The organism is Pseudomonas sp. PMCC200344 (assembly GCF_030053095.1).
Classification (GTDB): Bacteria; Pseudomonadota; Gammaproteobacteria; order Pseudomonadales; family Pseudomonadaceae; genus Aquipseudomonas; species Aquipseudomonas svalbardensis.
In genome coordinates, this window is record NZ_CP125618.1 from 2,799,319 (window position 1) to 2,816,308 (window position 16,990).

The window sequence follows — 16,990 nt, forward strand, 5'->3', positions numbered from 1 at the left end:
GCGGGCAAGCCTCGCTCCTACGGTAGGTATTGACTGTAGGAGCGAAGCTTGCTCGCGAATGGCAGCACCGCAGTCTAAGGGATCAACGGTTCATCGGCGCAACAAACCGGCTCTTCGCCACGCTATAAATGCCCGGATCATCGCTGTCGGCGATCTTGAACGTAATCGTCTGCGAACTGCTGCTCGGCCGTTCCGTGGTCATCGCCACCGACACCGGCACATCCACAATCTCACCCGGTGCCAGGCTCAGTTCGGTCTTGCCTTGCAGCAGGAAACCGTCGCTATCGACCAAGGTCAGACGATAGTCCTGACGTTGCTGAGTCTTGTTGATGACTTTGAGGCTGTAGATGTTTTCGATCTGCCCCTGACTGTTCTCGCGGAACAGGCCACGGTCCTTGCTCACGTCCAGCGACACCATTGGCCGCTCCACCAGCGCCAGGGCAAGCGCACCGATCATCACCAGCAGGACCACGGTGTAGCCGATCAATCGTGGCCGCAGCAAATGAGTCTTGCCGCCCTGCAACTGATGCTCCGAGGTGTAGCTGATCAGCCCGCGGGCGTAGCCCATTTTGTCCATGATCGAATCACAGGCGTCGATACACGCGGCGCAGCCGATGCATTCCATCTGCAAGCCGTCGCGGATGTCGATGCCGGTCGGGCAGACCTGCACGCACACCTGGCAGTCGATGCAATCACCGAGGCCGACCTCAGCCGGTGCCACGTCACGTTTGCGCGGGCCACGGTTTTCGCCACGGGCCACGTCGTAGGAGATGGTCAGGGTGTCTTTGTCGAACATTACGCTCTGGAACCGCGCATACGGACACATGTGCATGCACACCGCTTCACGCAGCCAACCGGCGTTGATGTAAGTCGCGCCGGTAAAGAACAGCACCCAGAACAGGCTGACGCCGCCCATCTGCAAGGTCAGCAGTTCTTCGGCCAGCGGCCGGATCGGGGTGAAATAGCCGACAAAGGTCAGCCCGGTCAACAGGCTGATGGCCAGCCACAAGGTGTGCTTGGCCGAGCGGCGGATCAGTTTGTTCAGGCCCCAGGGCGCGGCTTGCAGCTTGATCCTCTGGTTGCGTTCGCCTTCGGTGAGTTTCTCGCACCACATGAAGATCCAGGTCCAGGAGCTCTGTGGGCAGGTGTAACCGCACCAGACTCGCCCGGCGAACACGGTGATCGCAAACAGGCCGAACGCGGCAATGATCAGCAGCGCCGACAGCAGGATGAAATCCTGCGGCCAGAAGGTTGCGCCGAAGATGTGGAATTTGCTTTCGGAAAGGTCCCAGAGCACGGCTTGGCGGCCGCCCCAGTTCAACCACACCGTGCCGAAGAACAGCAAAAACAGAAACCCCGCGCCGCTCAAGCGCAGGGTGCGGAATAAACCGGTGAAGCTGCGGGTGTGGATCAGGTTGTCGCTGGACTTGGCCTTCATCTTTGGACGCGAAGGCTCGTAGCTTTGCACTAGCGGTGCACTTTCAACAATTCGGACGGGGATTCTATCGCTCATGGTCTTTCGCTCATCAGCCTCCATCAGGCCTGAGCACTATGAGCGGCGATCTGATTGCATAACAGACTCACCTATTGCAATAAAAAGCGGATCAGATGGGCATTGATCCGCTGCCTGCGACAAGTTGATGCACCCGCTACAGCGGGACGCAGACACCTGTATCAAGCGTCTGCGGGTGTTATTGATCCGGGTCAGTCAAATCACCGAATCACTGTCGGTGGCCTTCAAATGCTTACGCCCGTCGACTGCGCCTGCTACGGTCAATGCGTCGGCTTCTGCTTCGGTAATGTAGATGCGCTGGCCGTCGAGCTCCACCGCCGACATGGCTTTTTCCGAGTCGGTAATGATGGTGACGTCGGGACACAAACGAATTTCTTCGCCGTTCTCGGTGATGAAGAAGCAGGTCTGGTTTTCGATGCGCACAGTCATGGAGGTGTCCTTTTTTCTGCGGGTTCTAAAGTGTTAGGGCACAGCCGAGGATCATCGTTCTGTGCAACCGATTAATGGTCGACGCGGTCCATCCTCAATAGAGCAACTTTCTGTTCAGTTATCACAAGGACAACACCATGAACGCTTGGTGGCATGAGGTTTGGGTGACCCTGCAAGCGGAGTTCGCCGACATCGGCGACGCTTCACAACTGACGCGCATTACTGTGCGCTTGGTGATGGCGGCGTTGTTGGGCGGAATTCTCGGCTTCGAACGCGAGCACAAAGGCAAGGCCGCCGGGGTCCGCACCCACATGCTAGTGGCGCTCGGTGCCGCGCTGTTTGTGCTGGTGCCGCAGATGTCCGGCTCACAGGCAGATGCCATGAGCCGGGTGGTGCAGGGCGTGATCGCCGGGATCGGCTTTCTTTGCGCGGGGACTATTCTTAAAAACACCGAGGGCGACGAAGGGCACGTCAAAGGCCTGACCACCGCCGCCGGGTTGTGGATGACCGCCGCCATTGGCGTCTCGGCCGGGTTGGGGCGAGAGGCGACGGCGGTGCTCAGCACGTTGCTGGCGTTGGCGATTCTCAGTGTGATGCCCGTCGTTGTGCGAATGATCGACAAGGACAAGGATCAAAATCCGTGAACTGATGATCGGGTGTGCCAACCACCGGCGGCATGGTGCTCGGCGGGTCTTCCCGGGGAGGCGGTGTGGTGCCGGGCGGGTCTTGCTCAGGCACAGGTTCAGGCTCGGTCGGCGGAATGGTCGGGCTGTCGATGTTTGGATCAGGCGTTTCGGCAGGGATCGGAATGCTCATGAATTCAACCTCCAGTGGCACATCGCGTAAGTCGTGCTTAAGTGTGTTGACCACTGTGTAAAGGAATTGATTCCACCGAAGCCCCAGGCAAATCCTCGTGAACTTTTACCGGCGCCTGTCGCTCGGAACCTAAGTGAGTTCATTCCGGGGCGGACGATCCTGCGGGATGGCTACCCTGTTACAAGCCACAGACACAAGAGCGTCCATGGGGCGTAAAGGAGAGATGCTCGATGACTGCTGAAAAACCGACAGAGCTGAACTACAACCCTCATATGCCGCTGTCCCAGGCTTTACTGCTACCGCGCATCGCCATCGAAAACACCATGCCGACCCTCGATGGCGGGCAGTTCGCCGTCAAAGCCGTGGTGGGTCAGGACGTGTTGGTGACCAGCAAAGTGTTCGCCGACGGTCACGACACGTTGGCCGTGCGATTGCGCTGGCACGCCGAGGGTGAGGAAACCTGGCAAAGCGAAGTCATGACCGACCTGGGCAATAACGGTTGGCAGGGCCAGTTCCGGGTCGCTCGCCAGGGCCGTTATGTGTTTTGCATCGAAACCTGGATCGATCAGTTCGCCAGCTTCTGTTATGAGCTGGAGAAAAAACACGCAGCCAGGGTGCCGATCAGCCTGGAGTTGCAGGAGGGGCGAACGCTGGTCCAGCAAGCCGCCGAACGCACCGAAGGGCAACTGAGTGAACAACTGGCGGCGCTGCACCATGAATTGTCGGGTCTGCTCGAAATCGAGCAGGTCGAGTTGTTTCTGCACCAGCGTAGCGCCGAGCTGATGACGCAGGCCGATCATCGTGCCTATTTGAGCATCAGCCCTGAGTACCCGCTCGACGTCGAGCGGGACCTGGCGCAGTTCGCCAGTTGGTATGAATTGTTTCCGCGTTCGATCACTGACGATCCGGCCCGTCATGGCACTTTCAACGATGTGCATGCGCGGCTGCCGATGATCCAGGACATGGGCTTCGATGTGCTGTACTTCCCGCCGATCCACCCGATCGGCCGCAGTTACCGCAAAGGCCCGAACAATTCCCTGACCGCCGGGCCGGACGATCCGGGCAGTCCGTATGCCATTGGCAGCGAAGAGGGCGGGCATGAAGCCATTCATTCGGAGCTGGGCACTCGCGAAGACTTCCGGCGCCTTGTCGCAGCCGCCGCTGACCATGGACTGGAAATCGCCCTGGACTTCGCAATTCAGTGTTCCCAGGATCACCCGTGGCTGCAGCAGCATCCGGGTTGGTTCAACTGGCGGCCGGACGGCACGATCAAATACGCCGAGAACCCGCCGAAGAAATACCAGGACATCGTCAACGTCGATTTTTATGCCGCCGATGCGATTCCCAGTCTGTGGGTCGAGTTGCGCGACATCGTGGTGGGTTGGGTCGAGGAGGGCGTAAAGCTGTTTCGCGTCGACAACCCTCACACCAAACCGCTGCCGTTCTGGCAGTGGCTGATTGCTGATGTGCGGGCGCTGTACCCCGAGGTGATCTTCCTGGCCGAAGCCTTCACCACCCCGGCAATGATGGCGCGGTTGGGCAAGGTCGGTTATTCCCAGAGTTACACCTATTTCACCTGGCGCAACAACAAGTCCGAGCTGGCCACCTATTTCACCGAACTCAATGAGTCACCGTGGCGCGAATGCTTCCGGCCGAACTTCTTCGTCAACACACCCGACATCAACCCGGCGTTTTTGCATGAGTCGGGGCGTGCCGGATTTCTGATCCGCGCGGCGCTGGCGACCATGGGCTCCGGTCTGTGGGGCATGTATTCAGGCTTCGAACTGTGCGAAGCGGCACCGGTGCCGGGCAAGGAGGAGTACCTCAATTCCGAGAAGTACGAAATCCGCCCGCGGGACTTCAACGCGTCGGGCAACATCATTGCCGAGATCGCCCAGCTCAACCGCATCCGCCGGCAGAACCCGGCGCTGCAGACGCATCTGGGCTTGAAGGTCTACAACGCCTGGAACGACAACATTTTGTATTTCGGCAAACGCAGCGCCGATGGCAGCAATTTCATTCTGGTGGCGGTCAGCCTTGATCCGCTTAACGTCCAGGAAGCGAATTTCGAGTTGCCGCTGTGGGAGATGGGCTTGCCCGACGACGCCAGCACCCAGGGCGAAGACTTGATGAGCGGTCATCGCTGGACCTGGCACGGCAAGTACCAATTCATGCGGATAGACCCGGCGAATCAACCGTTCGGGATCTGGCGGATCAGCATTTCCTGAGCCGGGCGAAGATCAAATGTGGGAGCGGGCTTGCTCGCGAAAGCGGTGTGTCAGGCGACATCAATGCTGACTGTTATGGCCCCTTCGCGAGCAAGTCGAATCGTCGCACCGCCGCTCCCACACTGACCGTATTTCTTCAGGCAGATACTGTTTTCCCAGAATTTTTCAGGAGTTTCAAATGGCGAAGAAACCCAAGGCTGCCACCTTTATCAAGGACCCGCTCTGGTACAAGGATGCGGTCATTTACCAAGTTCACGTTAAGTCTTTTTTCGATTCCAACAATGACGGAATCGGCGACTTTCCCGGTCTTATCGCCAAACTCGATTACATTGCCGATCTGGGCGTCAACACCATTTGGTTGTTGCCGTTCTATCCCTCGCCTCGGCGCGACGACGGTTACGACATTGCCGAATACCGTGGCGTGCATCCCGATTACGGCACCATGGCCGACGCCAAGCGGTTCATCTCGGAAGCCCACAAACGTGGCCTGCGGGTGATTACCGAACTGGTCATCAACCACACCTCTGACCAGCACGCCTGGTTTCAGCGTGCGCGCAAAGCCAAACCCGGTTCGGCGGCGCGGGACTTTTACGTCTGGTCCGATGACGATCAAAAGTACGACGGCACTCGTATCATCTTTCTCGACACCGAAAAGTCCAACTGGACCTGGGACCCGGTGGCCGGTCAGTACTTCTGGCACCGCTTCTATTCCCACCAGCCAGACTTGAATTTCGATAACCCGCAAGTCATGAAAGCCGTGCTGTCGGTGATGCGCTACTGGTTGGACATGGGCATCGATGGCCTGCGCCTGGACGCGATTCCGTACCTGATCGAACGCGACGGCACCAACAACGAAAACCTGCCCGAGACCCATGACGTCCTCAAGCAAATCCGTGCCGAAATCGACGCCAATTACCCGGACCGCATGCTGCTGGCCGAGGCCAACCAATGGCCGGAAGACACGCAACTGTACTTCGGCGACACCGACGCCAAAGGCCTGAACGGCGACGAATGCCACATGGCGTTCCACTTCCCGCTGATGCCGCGCATGTACATGGCGCTGGCCCAGGAGGATCGTTTCCCGATCACCGACATCCTGCGCCAGACCCCGGAGATCCCGGCCAACTGTCAGTGGGCGATTTTCCTGCGCAACCACGATGAGCTGACCCTGGAAATGGTCACCGACAAGGAGCGCGATTACCTCTGGAATTACTACGCGGCCGACCGTCGGGCGCGGATCAACCTGGGCATTCGCCGCCGCTTGGCGCCGTTGATGGAGCGCGATCGTCGCCGCGTCGAACTGCTCAACAGTCTGCTGCTGTCGATGCCCGGCACGCCGACTCTGTATTACGGCGATGAAATCGGCATGGGTGACAACATCTACCTCGGCGACCGTGACGGCGTGCGGACGCCGATGCAGTGGTCGATTGACCGTAACGGCGGTTTCTCCCGTGCCGACCCGGCCAGCCTGGTGCTGCCACCGATCATGGACCCGCAATACGGTTACCTGTCGGTCAACGTTGAAACCCAGGCCGGCGACCCGCATTCACTGCTGAACTGGACCCGGCGCATGCTCGCCGTGCGCAAGCAGTCCAAGGCCTTCGGTCGCGGCACACTGAAAATGCTCTCGCCGAGCAACCGGCGGATCCTGGCCTACACCCGGGAATTCACCGGACCGGACGGCAAGCACGAAATCATCTTGTGCGTGGCCAACGTGTCCCGTAGCGCGCAAGCGGCGGAGCTGGACCTGTCGGCTTACGTCGGCATGGTGCCGGTAGAGATGCTCGGCGGTAACGCCTTCCCGCCGATCGGCCAGTTGAATTTCCTGCTGACCCTGGCGCCTTACGGCTTCTATTGGTTTGTGCTCGCGGCGGAAAACCAGATGCCGAGCTGGCACGTGGAACCGGCGCAAAGCCTGCCGGACTTCACCACGCTGGTGCTGAAGAAACGCATGGAAGAACTGCTCGAAGCGCCGTCCCGCGGCACGCTGGAGCAGGGCATCTTGCCGAGCTGGCTGCAGAATCGCCGCTGGTTTGCCGGCAAGGACGCGGCCATTGAACAGGTCAACATCGCTTACGGCGTGCGCTTCGGCGATCCGCTGCACCCCGTGTTGTTGAGTGAAATCGACGTCACCAGCGGCGGCCAGACCAGTCGCTATCAGTTGCCGTTCGGCTTTATCTCCGAAGATCAGGTCGGTGCCGCGTTGCCTCAGCAACTGGCCTTGTCTCGAGTCCGGCGCGTGCGTCAGGTCGGTTTGATCACCGACGCCTTCAGCCTCGACACCTTTGTGCATGCAGTATTGCAGGACATTCAACGTAATACCGTATTGCCATCCAGTGCGGGCGAGATCTGCTTCGAGCCGACGGCGGAACTGGCGAAACTCGGTCTGAGCGGGGAATCGGAAGTGCGTTACCTGTCCGCGGAGCAGTCCAACAGTTCGGTGGTGATCGGCAACAGCCTGGTGCTGAAACTGATCCGCAAGGTCGCGTCTGGCGTGCACCCGGAACTGGAAATGAGCGCGTTTCTGACCCACGCCGGTTTCCGCAATATCTCGCCGCTGCTCGGTTCGGTGGTTCGCCGTGATCCGTCGGGCGAGGACAATCTTTTAATGATCGCCCAAGGCTACTTGAGCAATCAGGGCGACGCCTGGGAATGGACCCAGAACAACCTCGAACGGGCGCTGCGCGACGAACTGGCCGACGCCATGTCCGAGCAAGAGCAACACTACAACGCCTTGGGTGAATTGAGAGACTTCGCCGGCATGCTCGGCCAGCGTCTGGGCGAAATGCACCAGCTGCTGGCAGCGCCCAGCGACAACCCGGACTTCGCCCCGCAGGTCACCACCCAGAAAGATGCCCAGGCCTCGGCCAAGGACGTGGCGGCGCAACTGGAGTACGCGCTGAAGTTGCTCAAGCAGCATCAAAGCGAATTGAACCCGGCAGACAACGCATTGGTCACTCGTTTACTGGACAACAAAAAAGCCATCCTCAGCCATGTTCAGGAGCTGGGAAAAAAAGCCGTTGGTGGTCTGCGGATTCGCGTCCACGGCGATTTGCACTTGGGCCAGGTGCTGGTGATCAAGGGCGACGCCTACTTGATCGACTTCGAAGGCGAACCGGCGCGGCCGCTGCATGAGCGACGGGGCAAACACAGCCCGTACAAAGATGTCAGTGGCGTATTGCGTTCTTTTGACTACGCTGCGGCGATGGCGATTAATGTGCATAACGTCGATAACACGGCCGATGCCCAAGCCGCTCGTCAACGTGTCGCCGATCGCTATTTAAATGAAGCAAGACAAGCATTTGTCGACGCTTATCGGCTGGCGGCAGCTAGTCTTGCTCATGCATGGCAAGATCCGGAAGGCGAGGACGCCGCGCTGGCGTTGTTCGGCCTGGAGAAGGCAGCGTATGAAGTGGCCTATGAGGCAGAAAATCGCCCCACCTGGTTGCCCGTGCCGTTGCACGGTTTGTATGGGTTATTGAGTGGGCTTAAACCCTTTTCCGATCTTGGTGGAGAGTAGTCATGAGTTTCTCGAACAAGGAACAGGGGCACGCTAAAGAAGCGTTGCTGCCCAGATCGCGGGACATCGACGCGCTGGTACGCGCCGAACATCAGGACCCCTTTGCAATTCTCGGTCCCCACGGCGATGGTGCCGGCGGGCAATTCATTCGGGCCTATTTGCCGGACGCCTTGAGCGTGCAGGTACTGGCCAAGGATTCCGGGGAGGAACTCGGCAACCTTGAGGCCACCCAGACGCCGGGCTTGTTCGTCGGGCACTTCGATCGGGCGCAGCCGTATTTGCTGCGAACCCGGTGGGCCGGCGGCGAACAGGTTTCCGAGGACCCTTACAGCTTTGGCCCGTTGCTCGGCGAGATGGACTTGTACCTGTTCGCCGAAGGCAATCACCGCGATCTCAGCGCTTGCCTGGGCGCGCAGTTGAAGACGGTCGACGGTGTCGATGGCGTGCGTTTCGCCGTGTGGGCGCCGAACGCCAAAAGGGTGTCGGTGGTGGGTGACTTCAACAACTGGGACGGTCGCCGGCACCCGATGCGCCTGCGTCATCCGACCGGCGTTTGGGAAATCTTCGTCCCGCGCATGCAAGCGGGGGAAACGTACAAGTACGAAATCCTCGGTACCCACGGCATTCTGCCGCTCAAGGCCGATCCGATGGCGCTGGCCACCTCGCTGCCGCCGGACACCGCGTCAAAAGTCGCTTCGCTGCTGAACATCGAGTGGCAGGATCAGGAGTGGATGCAATCGCGGGGTGACCGTCATCGGGTGAGTGCGCCGCTGTCGATCTACGAATTGCATGCTGGCTCGTGGCAATGTGAGCTGGATGATCTGGGCGAGGTCGCCCGCCAGTACACCTGGCATGAGTTGGCCGAGCGGCTGATTCCTTACGTGAAGGATCTGGGTTTTACCCACATCGAGCTGATGCCGATCATGGAACATCCGTTCGGCGGTTCCTGGGGCTATCAGCTGCTGTCGCAGTTCGCCCCGAGCGCCCGCTACGGTACGCCGGATGATTTCGCCGCGTTCGTCAATGCCTGCCACCAGGCCGACATCGGCGTGATTCTCGACTGGGTGCCGGCACATTTTCCGACCGATACCCACGGCCTGGCGCAATTCGATGGCACCGCGCTGTACGAATACGGCAACCCGCAGGAAGGCTTCCATCAGGACTGGGACACGCTGATCTACAACCTGGGTCGCACCGAAGTGCACGGCTACATGCTGGCCTCGGCGCTGCACTGGCTGAAGCATTTCCACGTCGACGGTCTGCGCGTCGATGCCGTGGCTTCGATGCTGTATCGCGATTACTCGCGCAAGGCCGGCGAATGGGTGCCAAACCGCCACGGCGGTCGGGAGAACCTCGAAGCCATCGACTTCCTGCGCCATCTCAATGACGTGGTCGACCTCGAAGCCCCTGGCGCGCTGGTGATTGCCGAAGAGTCCACCGCCTGGCCGGGTGTCAGCCAGGGCACGCAACAGGGCGGACTGGGCTTCGACTACAAGTGGAACATGGGCTGGATGCACGATTCGCTGCACTACATCCAGCAGGACCCGGTGTACCGCGCCCATCACCACAACGAACTGAGTTTCGGCCTGGTGTATGCCTGGTCCGAGCGCTTTATCCTGCCGATCTCCCACGACGAGGTGGTACACGGCAAGCACTCGTTGATAGACAAGATGCCCGGCGACCGCTGGCAGAAATTCGCCAACCTGCGCGCCTACCTCAGTTTCATGTGGGCGCATCCGGGCAAGAAGCTGTTGTTCATGGGTTGCGAGTTTGGTCAGTGGCGTGAGTGGAACCACGACCAGCAACTCGACTGGTACTTGCTGCAGTACTCGGAGCACAAAGGTGTGCAGAAACTCGTCGGCGATCTCAATCGGCTGTATCGCGAAGAGCCGGCGCTGCATGATCAGGACGACGCGCCGCAAGGCTTCCAGTGGTTGATTGGTGATGATGCAATCAACAGCGTCTACGCCTTCATGCGCTGGAGCAGGGATGGGCGGCCGGTGTTGGTGGTGGCTAACTTCACGCCGGTGCCGCGTGAGGGTTATCGCGTCGGCGTACCGTTTGCCGGGCGTTGGACCGAGGTGATCAACAGCGATGCGGCCACTTACGCCGGTTCGAACTATGGCAACAGCGGCGGGGCGTTTACCGAGGATGAGCCGAGCCATGGGCAGGAACTCTCGTTGGTATTGAACCTGCCGCCGCTGGCGGTGTTGATGCTGCGTCCGGAGGGTTGATCTAACACCGAGTCGCTCCTTTCGCGAGCAGGCTCGCTCCCACAGTGGTTTTGTGTACGACATCAATCCACTGTGGGAGCGAGCCTGCTCGCGATGGGGTCAGCCCTGACAAAACATTTCTTTAAGCCTGATTTCACCACCGCATCCGCACACCCAAACTCCCGATCAACCCATTCAAATCATTGTCATCCACATCACTGCTGTAATCGGCGCTGACGTAAAAACTCACGGCGGGTGTCACTCTGGCCACCAAGCCCAAACCCACTTCGACAGTCGATGAATAGCGGCTGCTGCTGATCTTCTCAACCTGATCGAGGTTCACGGTATTGCCGGTGTACACCGTGTGCCACACGTTGGTTCGCACATAGGGTTCAACTCCCAGGCCGTTGATGTCGTAACTACCTTTCAACCGTGCACCGACCCGGCCGCTCCAGGACGTCAGGTCGCTGGATGAGGCATTGCCTGACCCGGCATACGGGGTGTCCAGGGTAATGCGTTGATTGATCAACTGCGCCTGGGGTTCGACCACCCAGTTATCGCTCAGACCAATGGGGAAACCACCTTCCACCGACAGTGTCACCGCGCTGCCCTCGGTCGCCAGTCGGGCGCCCTGGTCATTGCGGGTATAGCCGTTGAGCCGGCCGCCGCTGGCCGTCAAGTCCACGTGCCAGCCTTGTGGCCCGGTCAAACTCCAGTAAGCTCCGAGGCTTTGGCCTTCGAGGTTGAGGGTGTCGTGGCTGGGGTCAGCAAGGGCGCGGCCGGTCAGCAGCCCGTTGCTGTTGCCTTGTAACTGAGTCATGCCGCCGACCAGTCCGACCCGCTGGGTATGACCGCTACCGCTTTGCAGAGTCAGGATCGCCGGACCTTTGAATTCGCTACTGCCAGGGACAGCAAATCCCTGAGCCAGAACATCGGTTTGCGCCTGCCGCGAGGCCTGTCCATACACCTGATCCCAGGCCGAAGGCGCAGCGTCCTCGATGGTCAGACGTGAACTACGTGTATCGGAGGCGGCGCTGAAGCGGCCGGAGTAGGGGGCGGTGAAAGTGACGACGGGTAAGGTCATGACCGGAACATCCTGACGGTACCAAGGCGTGGTTGCATCCTCTGCCGGCCCTGCCTGTACTTCCATGGACGAGCACAGAAGGAGTGAACTCGAGACAGTGCAAAAAGTGACTTTGATCTCTTGTTGGGTGAATGAATTTTTCATGGAGGTCTACCTTGCAATCGCATGCGGTATCTCGCTCTGGCGTCTCTCTCCTACCCCGAATGAGGGGCGACCGAATGTAGTGGGGCAAGCCTCTGGCCGCCCGATTTTGCGGGAGTCTGGGGGTTGCCCCTGGTGTATTTCCGGGGGTAGTAACGTGTAGCTAAGAAGACCGTTGACATCGCGTCAAGAAAGTGGCCGATAAATGGTATGTGTATTTTAGGACTCGCAAGTGACTGATTTACGCCACACATCTAAGTTCTTGTTTGTTCGAAAAATCGTCAAAGAATCCGCGTTCCAGAGCGTTTTTGATAGTGGGCTACCGGTCTACCAACTCACCCTGACACCGACATTTGCGGCCGTTCCGCGAAGCTGATTACTGTCGATATTGCTGGTGTAGTCGACTCCGCCATACACGCCCACGGTTTTCGCGAGGCTAAGCACAACGCCGACACCGAGGTCGGCCGATGATGATTTTTGCTCGGTATCGATCCGGTCCGCGCCGTCGAAGGTTACCGAGTCGGTACCGGAAAGGGTGTGCCACAGATTGGCTCGTATGTAAGGTTCCAGTGGTCGTCCACTGACTTGGTAGCGGCCTTTGAGTCGAGCGCCGAGGCGACCGGTCCAGGCACCGTCGGAGTCGAATGAGACGTGGGAAATGCCGTCGTCCTGGCTGTCCAGCGAGACTTTTTGATGGATGACCTGCGCCTGGGGTTCAACCACCCAGTTGCCCGTCACTTGAATCGGATAGCCGGTTTCCGCCGAAACAGTCAAGGCGTGGCCTCGGTTATCCAGTTTGAGGCCGCGTTCGGAGTGGCTGTCACCGTCGAGCCGGGTGCCCATGATGACGGTGTCGACGTACCAGCCCTTGGGATCAGTCAACGTCCAGTACACGCCATAACTGTCGCCTTCAAGTTCTATTTTGCCCGCGCGCTTGTCTTCGAAGCCTTGGTTGAAACCGTCGACATCGCCCTGCAAACGCGTATGCCCGACAAAAAAAACAGTGCGCTGGGCCTGTCCATTGGAAGTCTGTGAGCTGTACACATCATTACCCACCTGGAAACCGCTGAGCGAACCGTCGAGCCTTGGCGTTACGGTGCCGGCCCAGGTCTGATCGACGTTCTTGCCGTAGACCCGGCCCCAGCCAGCGCCAAAGGCCCCGGTTTCGTTGAGCAGGTGCTGATCGCCTTGGCGATCATGGAAAGTGCCGAGTGCATTCAGGGTCAGTTGCGCGGCAGCGGTTGGCAGTACCGACCAGGTCGGGACCTCGGGGCGGTACAGCGGAATCGGTGACGCGCCCGGTACGGCTGCCGGTAAAGCCGGGAGCGGTGGACTGCCGGCGGGAGCGAGTGCGGCCACCGGCGTTGTGACGACCGGGACGACAATCGGTGGCAAGGCCGGATCCAGGTTTGGGAGGGTGACGGTCGCGGGGGCCACAACGGCAGAGCGCAAATACCAACTGTTTTCGCTGTCCGCGGTAACGCCACCCTTGAACAGGTAGTAATCGAAGGCACCCGCATTTGAGGGTGAAGCTGAGTGCGTCGGCCATTGTGGGAGCTCCAGGTTGAGAGCCCTGATGATGGCGCTGGGCGCAGACGCTGGCTTTTAATCGGGTTTAAGGAGAGGATTTCGCGGCTCGATCGAGGATCGTTATCGGGCAGCAATCACTCCATAGAAAGGACAAGGTGTTGTAGATGGAAGACGAAGTCACAATCGAGCATGAAGGTACGCAGTACGCCGCCCCTTACTGGGTGCAGGGCGATACGTTGACGGTGTTTTTACCGAATGGAAAGCAGCGGTCAACAGAGCTGCGTGGCCTGAGCCCAGAGAGCGCCGCGCGCCAACATCTGCGGTTTTACGTCGGTAGCATTACCGCAAAAAAACAATAAGGAAGCGCGTCGCGGTTGCGACCTTTGAATGCTGCTAAACAGTGAGGGCGCAAGCGCCCTCGCTATCCGCCTGGCGACTACCCAGGCTTGTGGTTATCCAGTACTCGATTGACCGCTAACTCACCCAACATGATGACCCGTTGCAGCACCAGCATCGTTTGGCGTCGTGGGCCGTCCGTCAAGTCGGTGAGATCGTTGACCATGGCGCTGGCGGATGCCAACGATTCGCAGGCCTCGACGAGCAACGTTTCGTCATCCACCGCTGCGTCGATGGTGAAAATAGTGCTGGGCTTGCGGGGCGGTATCTGCGTTTTTGACGCCCCGGGGTTGAGGTAAAAGCTGAGTGCGCGGTCGGCCGCCTCTTTCATTTTCTTGGGGTCAAGATCACGAAAGACGTCGTAGGGTACCGGACCGGTATTCGGGGGGGTTGGGCGTAACTTTGAACATAGATGAAGCTCCCATTTTCAATATTGAGATTGAGGAGCCATCACCCTCGCTACCAAACGAAGGGTGGCGGCCATACGTGGGTTGGTAGACCGGTCGAAAACGGGAAACCCGGCGCTCACAAGGAGCCCCACGCATGACCACCATATAAAGCCGAGTCTCAAAAAGAGACTGCATAAGATGTCGCCATGCGGATGTTTTCAAAACGGGCTACCAAACCCGATCACTGTTTTTCAGTGACAGGGAAACGATATAGCCCGCCCCACAGCCGCACAAGCCAGCGGATTCTGGCGCACGCGTAGGCAACGACGCAAGGCGTTGTAGCCGTTAGGACGTAACAGCGGGTGTCCTTAAACGCGTACGTTAAACGCGTGAAAGCGTTCAAAAAATTGAGGAGGCGTCCGACATTTTTTAGGGGTTGGCTGTCGCAAGCGAGAGGTTTAGTGTGGTTGCGCCCATCAGGTAGAGAAATGAGGCCGCGTGGCGCTTGGCAGGGTGCACTTCATCTTGACACCCACGGCAGTGAGCCACCTACCGATTAGACTGCTAGGTATTGATCCCGGAGGTCACTATGAGCGCCGAACTTTCCCCCATCGTTTCAAAGTTTGAAACCGAAGAGCAGGCCGCCAGCTACGACCGTTGGTTCCGTGCCAAAGTGCAGGCGTCGCTCGATGATCAACGCCCGAATGTCCCGCACGATCAGGTAATGGCTGATGTGCGATCCCTTCTCGAAGCCAAGCGCACTAAGCGCGATGCTGGTTGAGTGGCGGCGCGGAAGCGCGGGCTGCACTGTGGCAAATCATTGATTGTATTGGCGAACGTCACCTTGTAGCGGCGAGCGAGCTGTACCAAGCCATTGAGGCTGCTACCTCAGCCCTTCCGCAACATCCCTACCTTTATCGATTTGGTCGTGTACCCGGTACGCGGGAAATTGTTGTGCATCCCAATTACTGGGTGGTCTACCGGGTGACGGATTGAATCGAGATCGTGACCGTTTTGCATGACAGGCAGGAATACCCCTGACTCGACCAGTCATTTGCATCGGATTTGACCAGCACGCTTCGTGGATATAACCGGCAGAGAACGACCCAAAGCTGACGGTCGAATTCATCATTCTGGAGCTTGTAGGCATTGATCAGGCGCTATTGATATCTGCTGTTGACGTTCATTCGGACAATTGACGCGTGCATGGATATGCACATATAGTCATCCGCATGACAAACCGAACCTCTACACGTTCCCGTGCAATTGATGCCGCAATCGACTCTCTCGATGGAGCCTTCTTCAAAGCTCTATGCGAGCCGTCGCGGGTAGCTGTGCTCAAGCGAGTCATGCAACTGGGGCGAGCAGATATCGGTGAGATTGCCGAAGGGCTACCTCAAGAGCGTTCAGTGGTGTCCCGTCATCTGCAAGTGCTATTAGAGGCCGGCATTGTCCGCGCTACCAAGGTCAGCAGGCAGATGTTCTACGAGGTGGATGGGCCGGCAGTGGTGACACGGCTCGAAGCCATTCTCCAACAAATGAAGAGTCTGGCCCCGTTTTGCTGCCCTGGTATGCCAGAGTAGTTTTTTTATTATCTCTATATATGCATGAGTGCGCATACATGAACATAATTAATGAGCCCAAGGATGTCATCGTTATTGGTGCGGGCCAAGCTGGGCTTGCGTGCGGTTGGCATCTGCGGCAGCAGAATCTCAGTTTTCTCATCCTGGAAGCCGAGAGCCAGTCAGGTGGAAACTGGCGCAATTACTACGACAGCCTGAGACTTTTTTCCCCTGCTGCTTACTCATCGTTACCTGGGATGCCCTTTCCAGCTGAAGCCAAGCATTATCCGCTACGCGATGAAGTTGTACGTTATTTGGAGCAGTACGCGGACGCTTTCCAGCTACCCATTCGGCAGAACATACGAGTCCAGAAAGTGCGTAGGGAGGACGGACTATTTTTGCTTCAGGCATCTGATGGTCAGCGTTTCTGCTCAAAAGCATTGATCGTTTGCACTGGCGGATTCAATCAGCCGTTCATCCCTGACATTCAGGGGCTGGGGAGTTTTCGCGGGCAACGTTTACACGGTGCTGATTACCGAAATGTCGACGGATTCAGTGATCAACGAGTAGTGGTCATAGGTGCTGCCAACTCAGCTGTACAAATTGCCCATGAGTTGGCTCAAGTCAGCAGCGTCGTATTGGCGACAAGGGAATCGATTCGGTTTTTTCCGCAAAAGATCCTCGGTGTGGATTTTCATGCTTGGCTCAAGTGGACAGGGATGGAGAAGACTCGTTGGCTGAATGATCAAAGTACCCCAGTACTGGATGATGGCACCTATCGTCGAGCCATGAAGCAGGGACTTTTTGAGCGCAAGCCGATGTTCACGGAGGTAACGTCAACGGGCGTGATCTGGGCTGATGGGCAGCACACTGACGTGGACAGTTTGGTTTTCGCGACCGGGTTTCGTCCGAACCTTGGTTTTTTGGCAGGTCTGCACGTGGCGGGCAATGAAAGCCTGACCCAACGCAACGGGAAGGCGGAGCACGTGCCGGGTTTGTATTTTGTGGGATTACCGAAGCAGCGTAACTTTGCTTCAGCAACCCTTAGAGGCGTTGGACCAGATGCTTCTCACATCATCCCTAGCTTGATGCGCTTCATTCACAATGCATCGTATCCAGTGTTCGCTTGATGCTGGGTATCGACTTTTTTCTGCTCAACACTGCGTCTA

Annotated in this window: 12 protein-coding genes and 2 pseudogenes; 9 read left to right on the top strand and 5 right to left on the bottom strand. The window is 58.4% G+C overall.

Annotation, left to right across the window (positions count from 1 at the left end):
* Nucleotides 1-82 precede the first annotated feature (82 nt).
* A complete protein-coding gene (gene ccoG, locus QFW87_RS12635) occupies nt 83-1,513 on the bottom strand; it encodes a cytochrome c oxidase accessory protein CcoG (protein ID WP_283190657.1) in 1,431 nt (476 codons plus the stop codon).
* Between the two features lie 195 nt (nt 1,514-1,708).
* Nucleotides 1,709-1,942 (bottom strand): DUF3203 family protein, encoded by a 234-nt coding sequence (locus QFW87_RS12640; protein WP_283184377.1) that lies wholly within the window; start codon nt 1,940-1,942, stop codon nt 1,709-1,711.
* A gap of 137 nt (nt 1,943-2,079) precedes the next feature.
* On the opposite strand from QFW87_RS12640, the gene QFW87_RS12645 reads away from it, so the two are divergent.
* The 4 genes from QFW87_RS12645 (at nt 2,080) to glgB (ending at nt 10,740) form a co-directional block, all read left to right on the top strand.
* Complete coding sequence (locus tag QFW87_RS12645; protein WP_283184378.1) at nt 2,080-2,586, top strand: MgtC/SapB family protein; 507 nt, start codon at nt 2,080-2,082, stop codon at nt 2,584-2,586.
* 402 nt (nt 2,587-2,988) lie between these two features.
* On the top strand, nt 2,989-4,986 hold the full coding sequence (locus QFW87_RS12650) for an alpha-1,4-glucan--maltose-1-phosphate maltosyltransferase (RefSeq protein ID WP_283190658.1): 1,998 nt from the start codon (nt 2,989-2,991) through the stop codon (nt 4,984-4,986).
* A gap of 178 nt (nt 4,987-5,164) precedes the next feature.
* Nucleotides 5,165-8,506 carry a maltose alpha-D-glucosyltransferase gene (gene treS / locus QFW87_RS12655; protein WP_283190659.1) on the top strand — a complete coding sequence of 1,114 codons (3,342 nt, stop codon included), beginning with the start codon at nt 5,165-5,167 and terminating at the stop codon, nt 8,504-8,506.
* Nucleotides 8,507-8,508: 2 nt separating this feature from the next.
* A complete protein-coding gene (gene glgB / locus QFW87_RS12660; RefSeq protein ID WP_283190660.1) occupies nt 8,509-10,740 on the top strand; it encodes a 1,4-alpha-glucan branching protein GlgB in 2,232 nt (743 codons plus the stop codon).
* Between the two features lie 133 nt (nt 10,741-10,873).
* On the opposite strand, the gene QFW87_RS12665 is transcribed toward glgB, so the two are convergent.
* The gene (locus QFW87_RS12665; RefSeq protein ID WP_283190661.1) at nt 10,874-11,947 is read right to left on the bottom strand and encodes an autotransporter outer membrane beta-barrel domain-containing protein; all 1,074 of its coding nucleotides are present in this window, start codon (nt 11,945-11,947) and stop codon (nt 10,874-10,876) included.
* 324 nt (nt 11,948-12,271) lie between these two features.
* Nucleotides 12,272-13,465 (bottom strand): annotated as a pseudogene (locus QFW87_RS12670) (autotransporter outer membrane beta-barrel domain-containing protein); the annotation flags it as partial.
* A gap of 173 nt (nt 13,466-13,638) precedes the next feature.
* On the opposite strand from QFW87_RS12670, the gene QFW87_RS12675 reads away from it, so the two are divergent.
* On the top strand, nt 13,639-13,833 hold the full coding sequence (locus tag QFW87_RS12675; protein WP_283190662.1) for a hypothetical protein: 195 nt from the start codon (nt 13,639-13,641) through the stop codon (nt 13,831-13,833).
* Nucleotides 13,834-13,910: 77 nt separating this feature from the next.
* On the opposite strand, the gene QFW87_RS12680 is transcribed toward QFW87_RS12675, so the two are convergent.
* Nucleotides 13,911-14,201, bottom strand: coding sequence for a DUF6124 family protein (locus tag QFW87_RS12680; protein WP_283190663.1), 291 nt, complete (start codon nt 14,199-14,201; stop codon nt 13,911-13,913).
* Nucleotides 14,202-14,848: 647 nt separating this feature from the next.
* On the opposite strand from QFW87_RS12680, the gene QFW87_RS12685 reads away from it, so the two are divergent.
* The 4 genes and pseudogenes from QFW87_RS12685 to QFW87_RS12700 all read left to right on the top strand — a co-directional run bounded on the left by QFW87_RS12685 (nt 14,849) and on the right by QFW87_RS12700 (nt 16,951).
* On the top strand, nt 14,849-15,040 hold the full coding sequence (locus QFW87_RS12685) for an antitoxin (protein ID WP_283190664.1): 192 nt from the start codon (nt 14,849-14,851) through the stop codon (nt 15,038-15,040).
* Nucleotides 15,030-15,255: pseudogene (locus QFW87_RS12690) on the top strand (type II toxin-antitoxin system RelE/ParE family toxin). The gene QFW87_RS12685 and the pseudogene QFW87_RS12690 overlap by 11 nt, the downstream one beginning before the upstream one ends.
* Nucleotides 15,256-15,491: 236 nt before the next feature.
* Nucleotides 15,492-15,842 (top strand): metalloregulator ArsR/SmtB family transcription factor, encoded by a 351-nt coding sequence (locus tag QFW87_RS12695; RefSeq protein WP_283184387.1) that lies wholly within the window; start codon nt 15,492-15,494, stop codon nt 15,840-15,842.
* A gap of 38 nt (nt 15,843-15,880) precedes the next feature.
* The gene (locus QFW87_RS12700; RefSeq protein WP_283190665.1) at nt 15,881-16,951 is read left to right on the top strand and encodes an NAD(P)/FAD-dependent oxidoreductase; all 1,071 of its coding nucleotides are present in this window, start codon (nt 15,881-15,883) and stop codon (nt 16,949-16,951) included.
* Nucleotides 16,952-16,990: the final 39 nt, after the last annotated feature.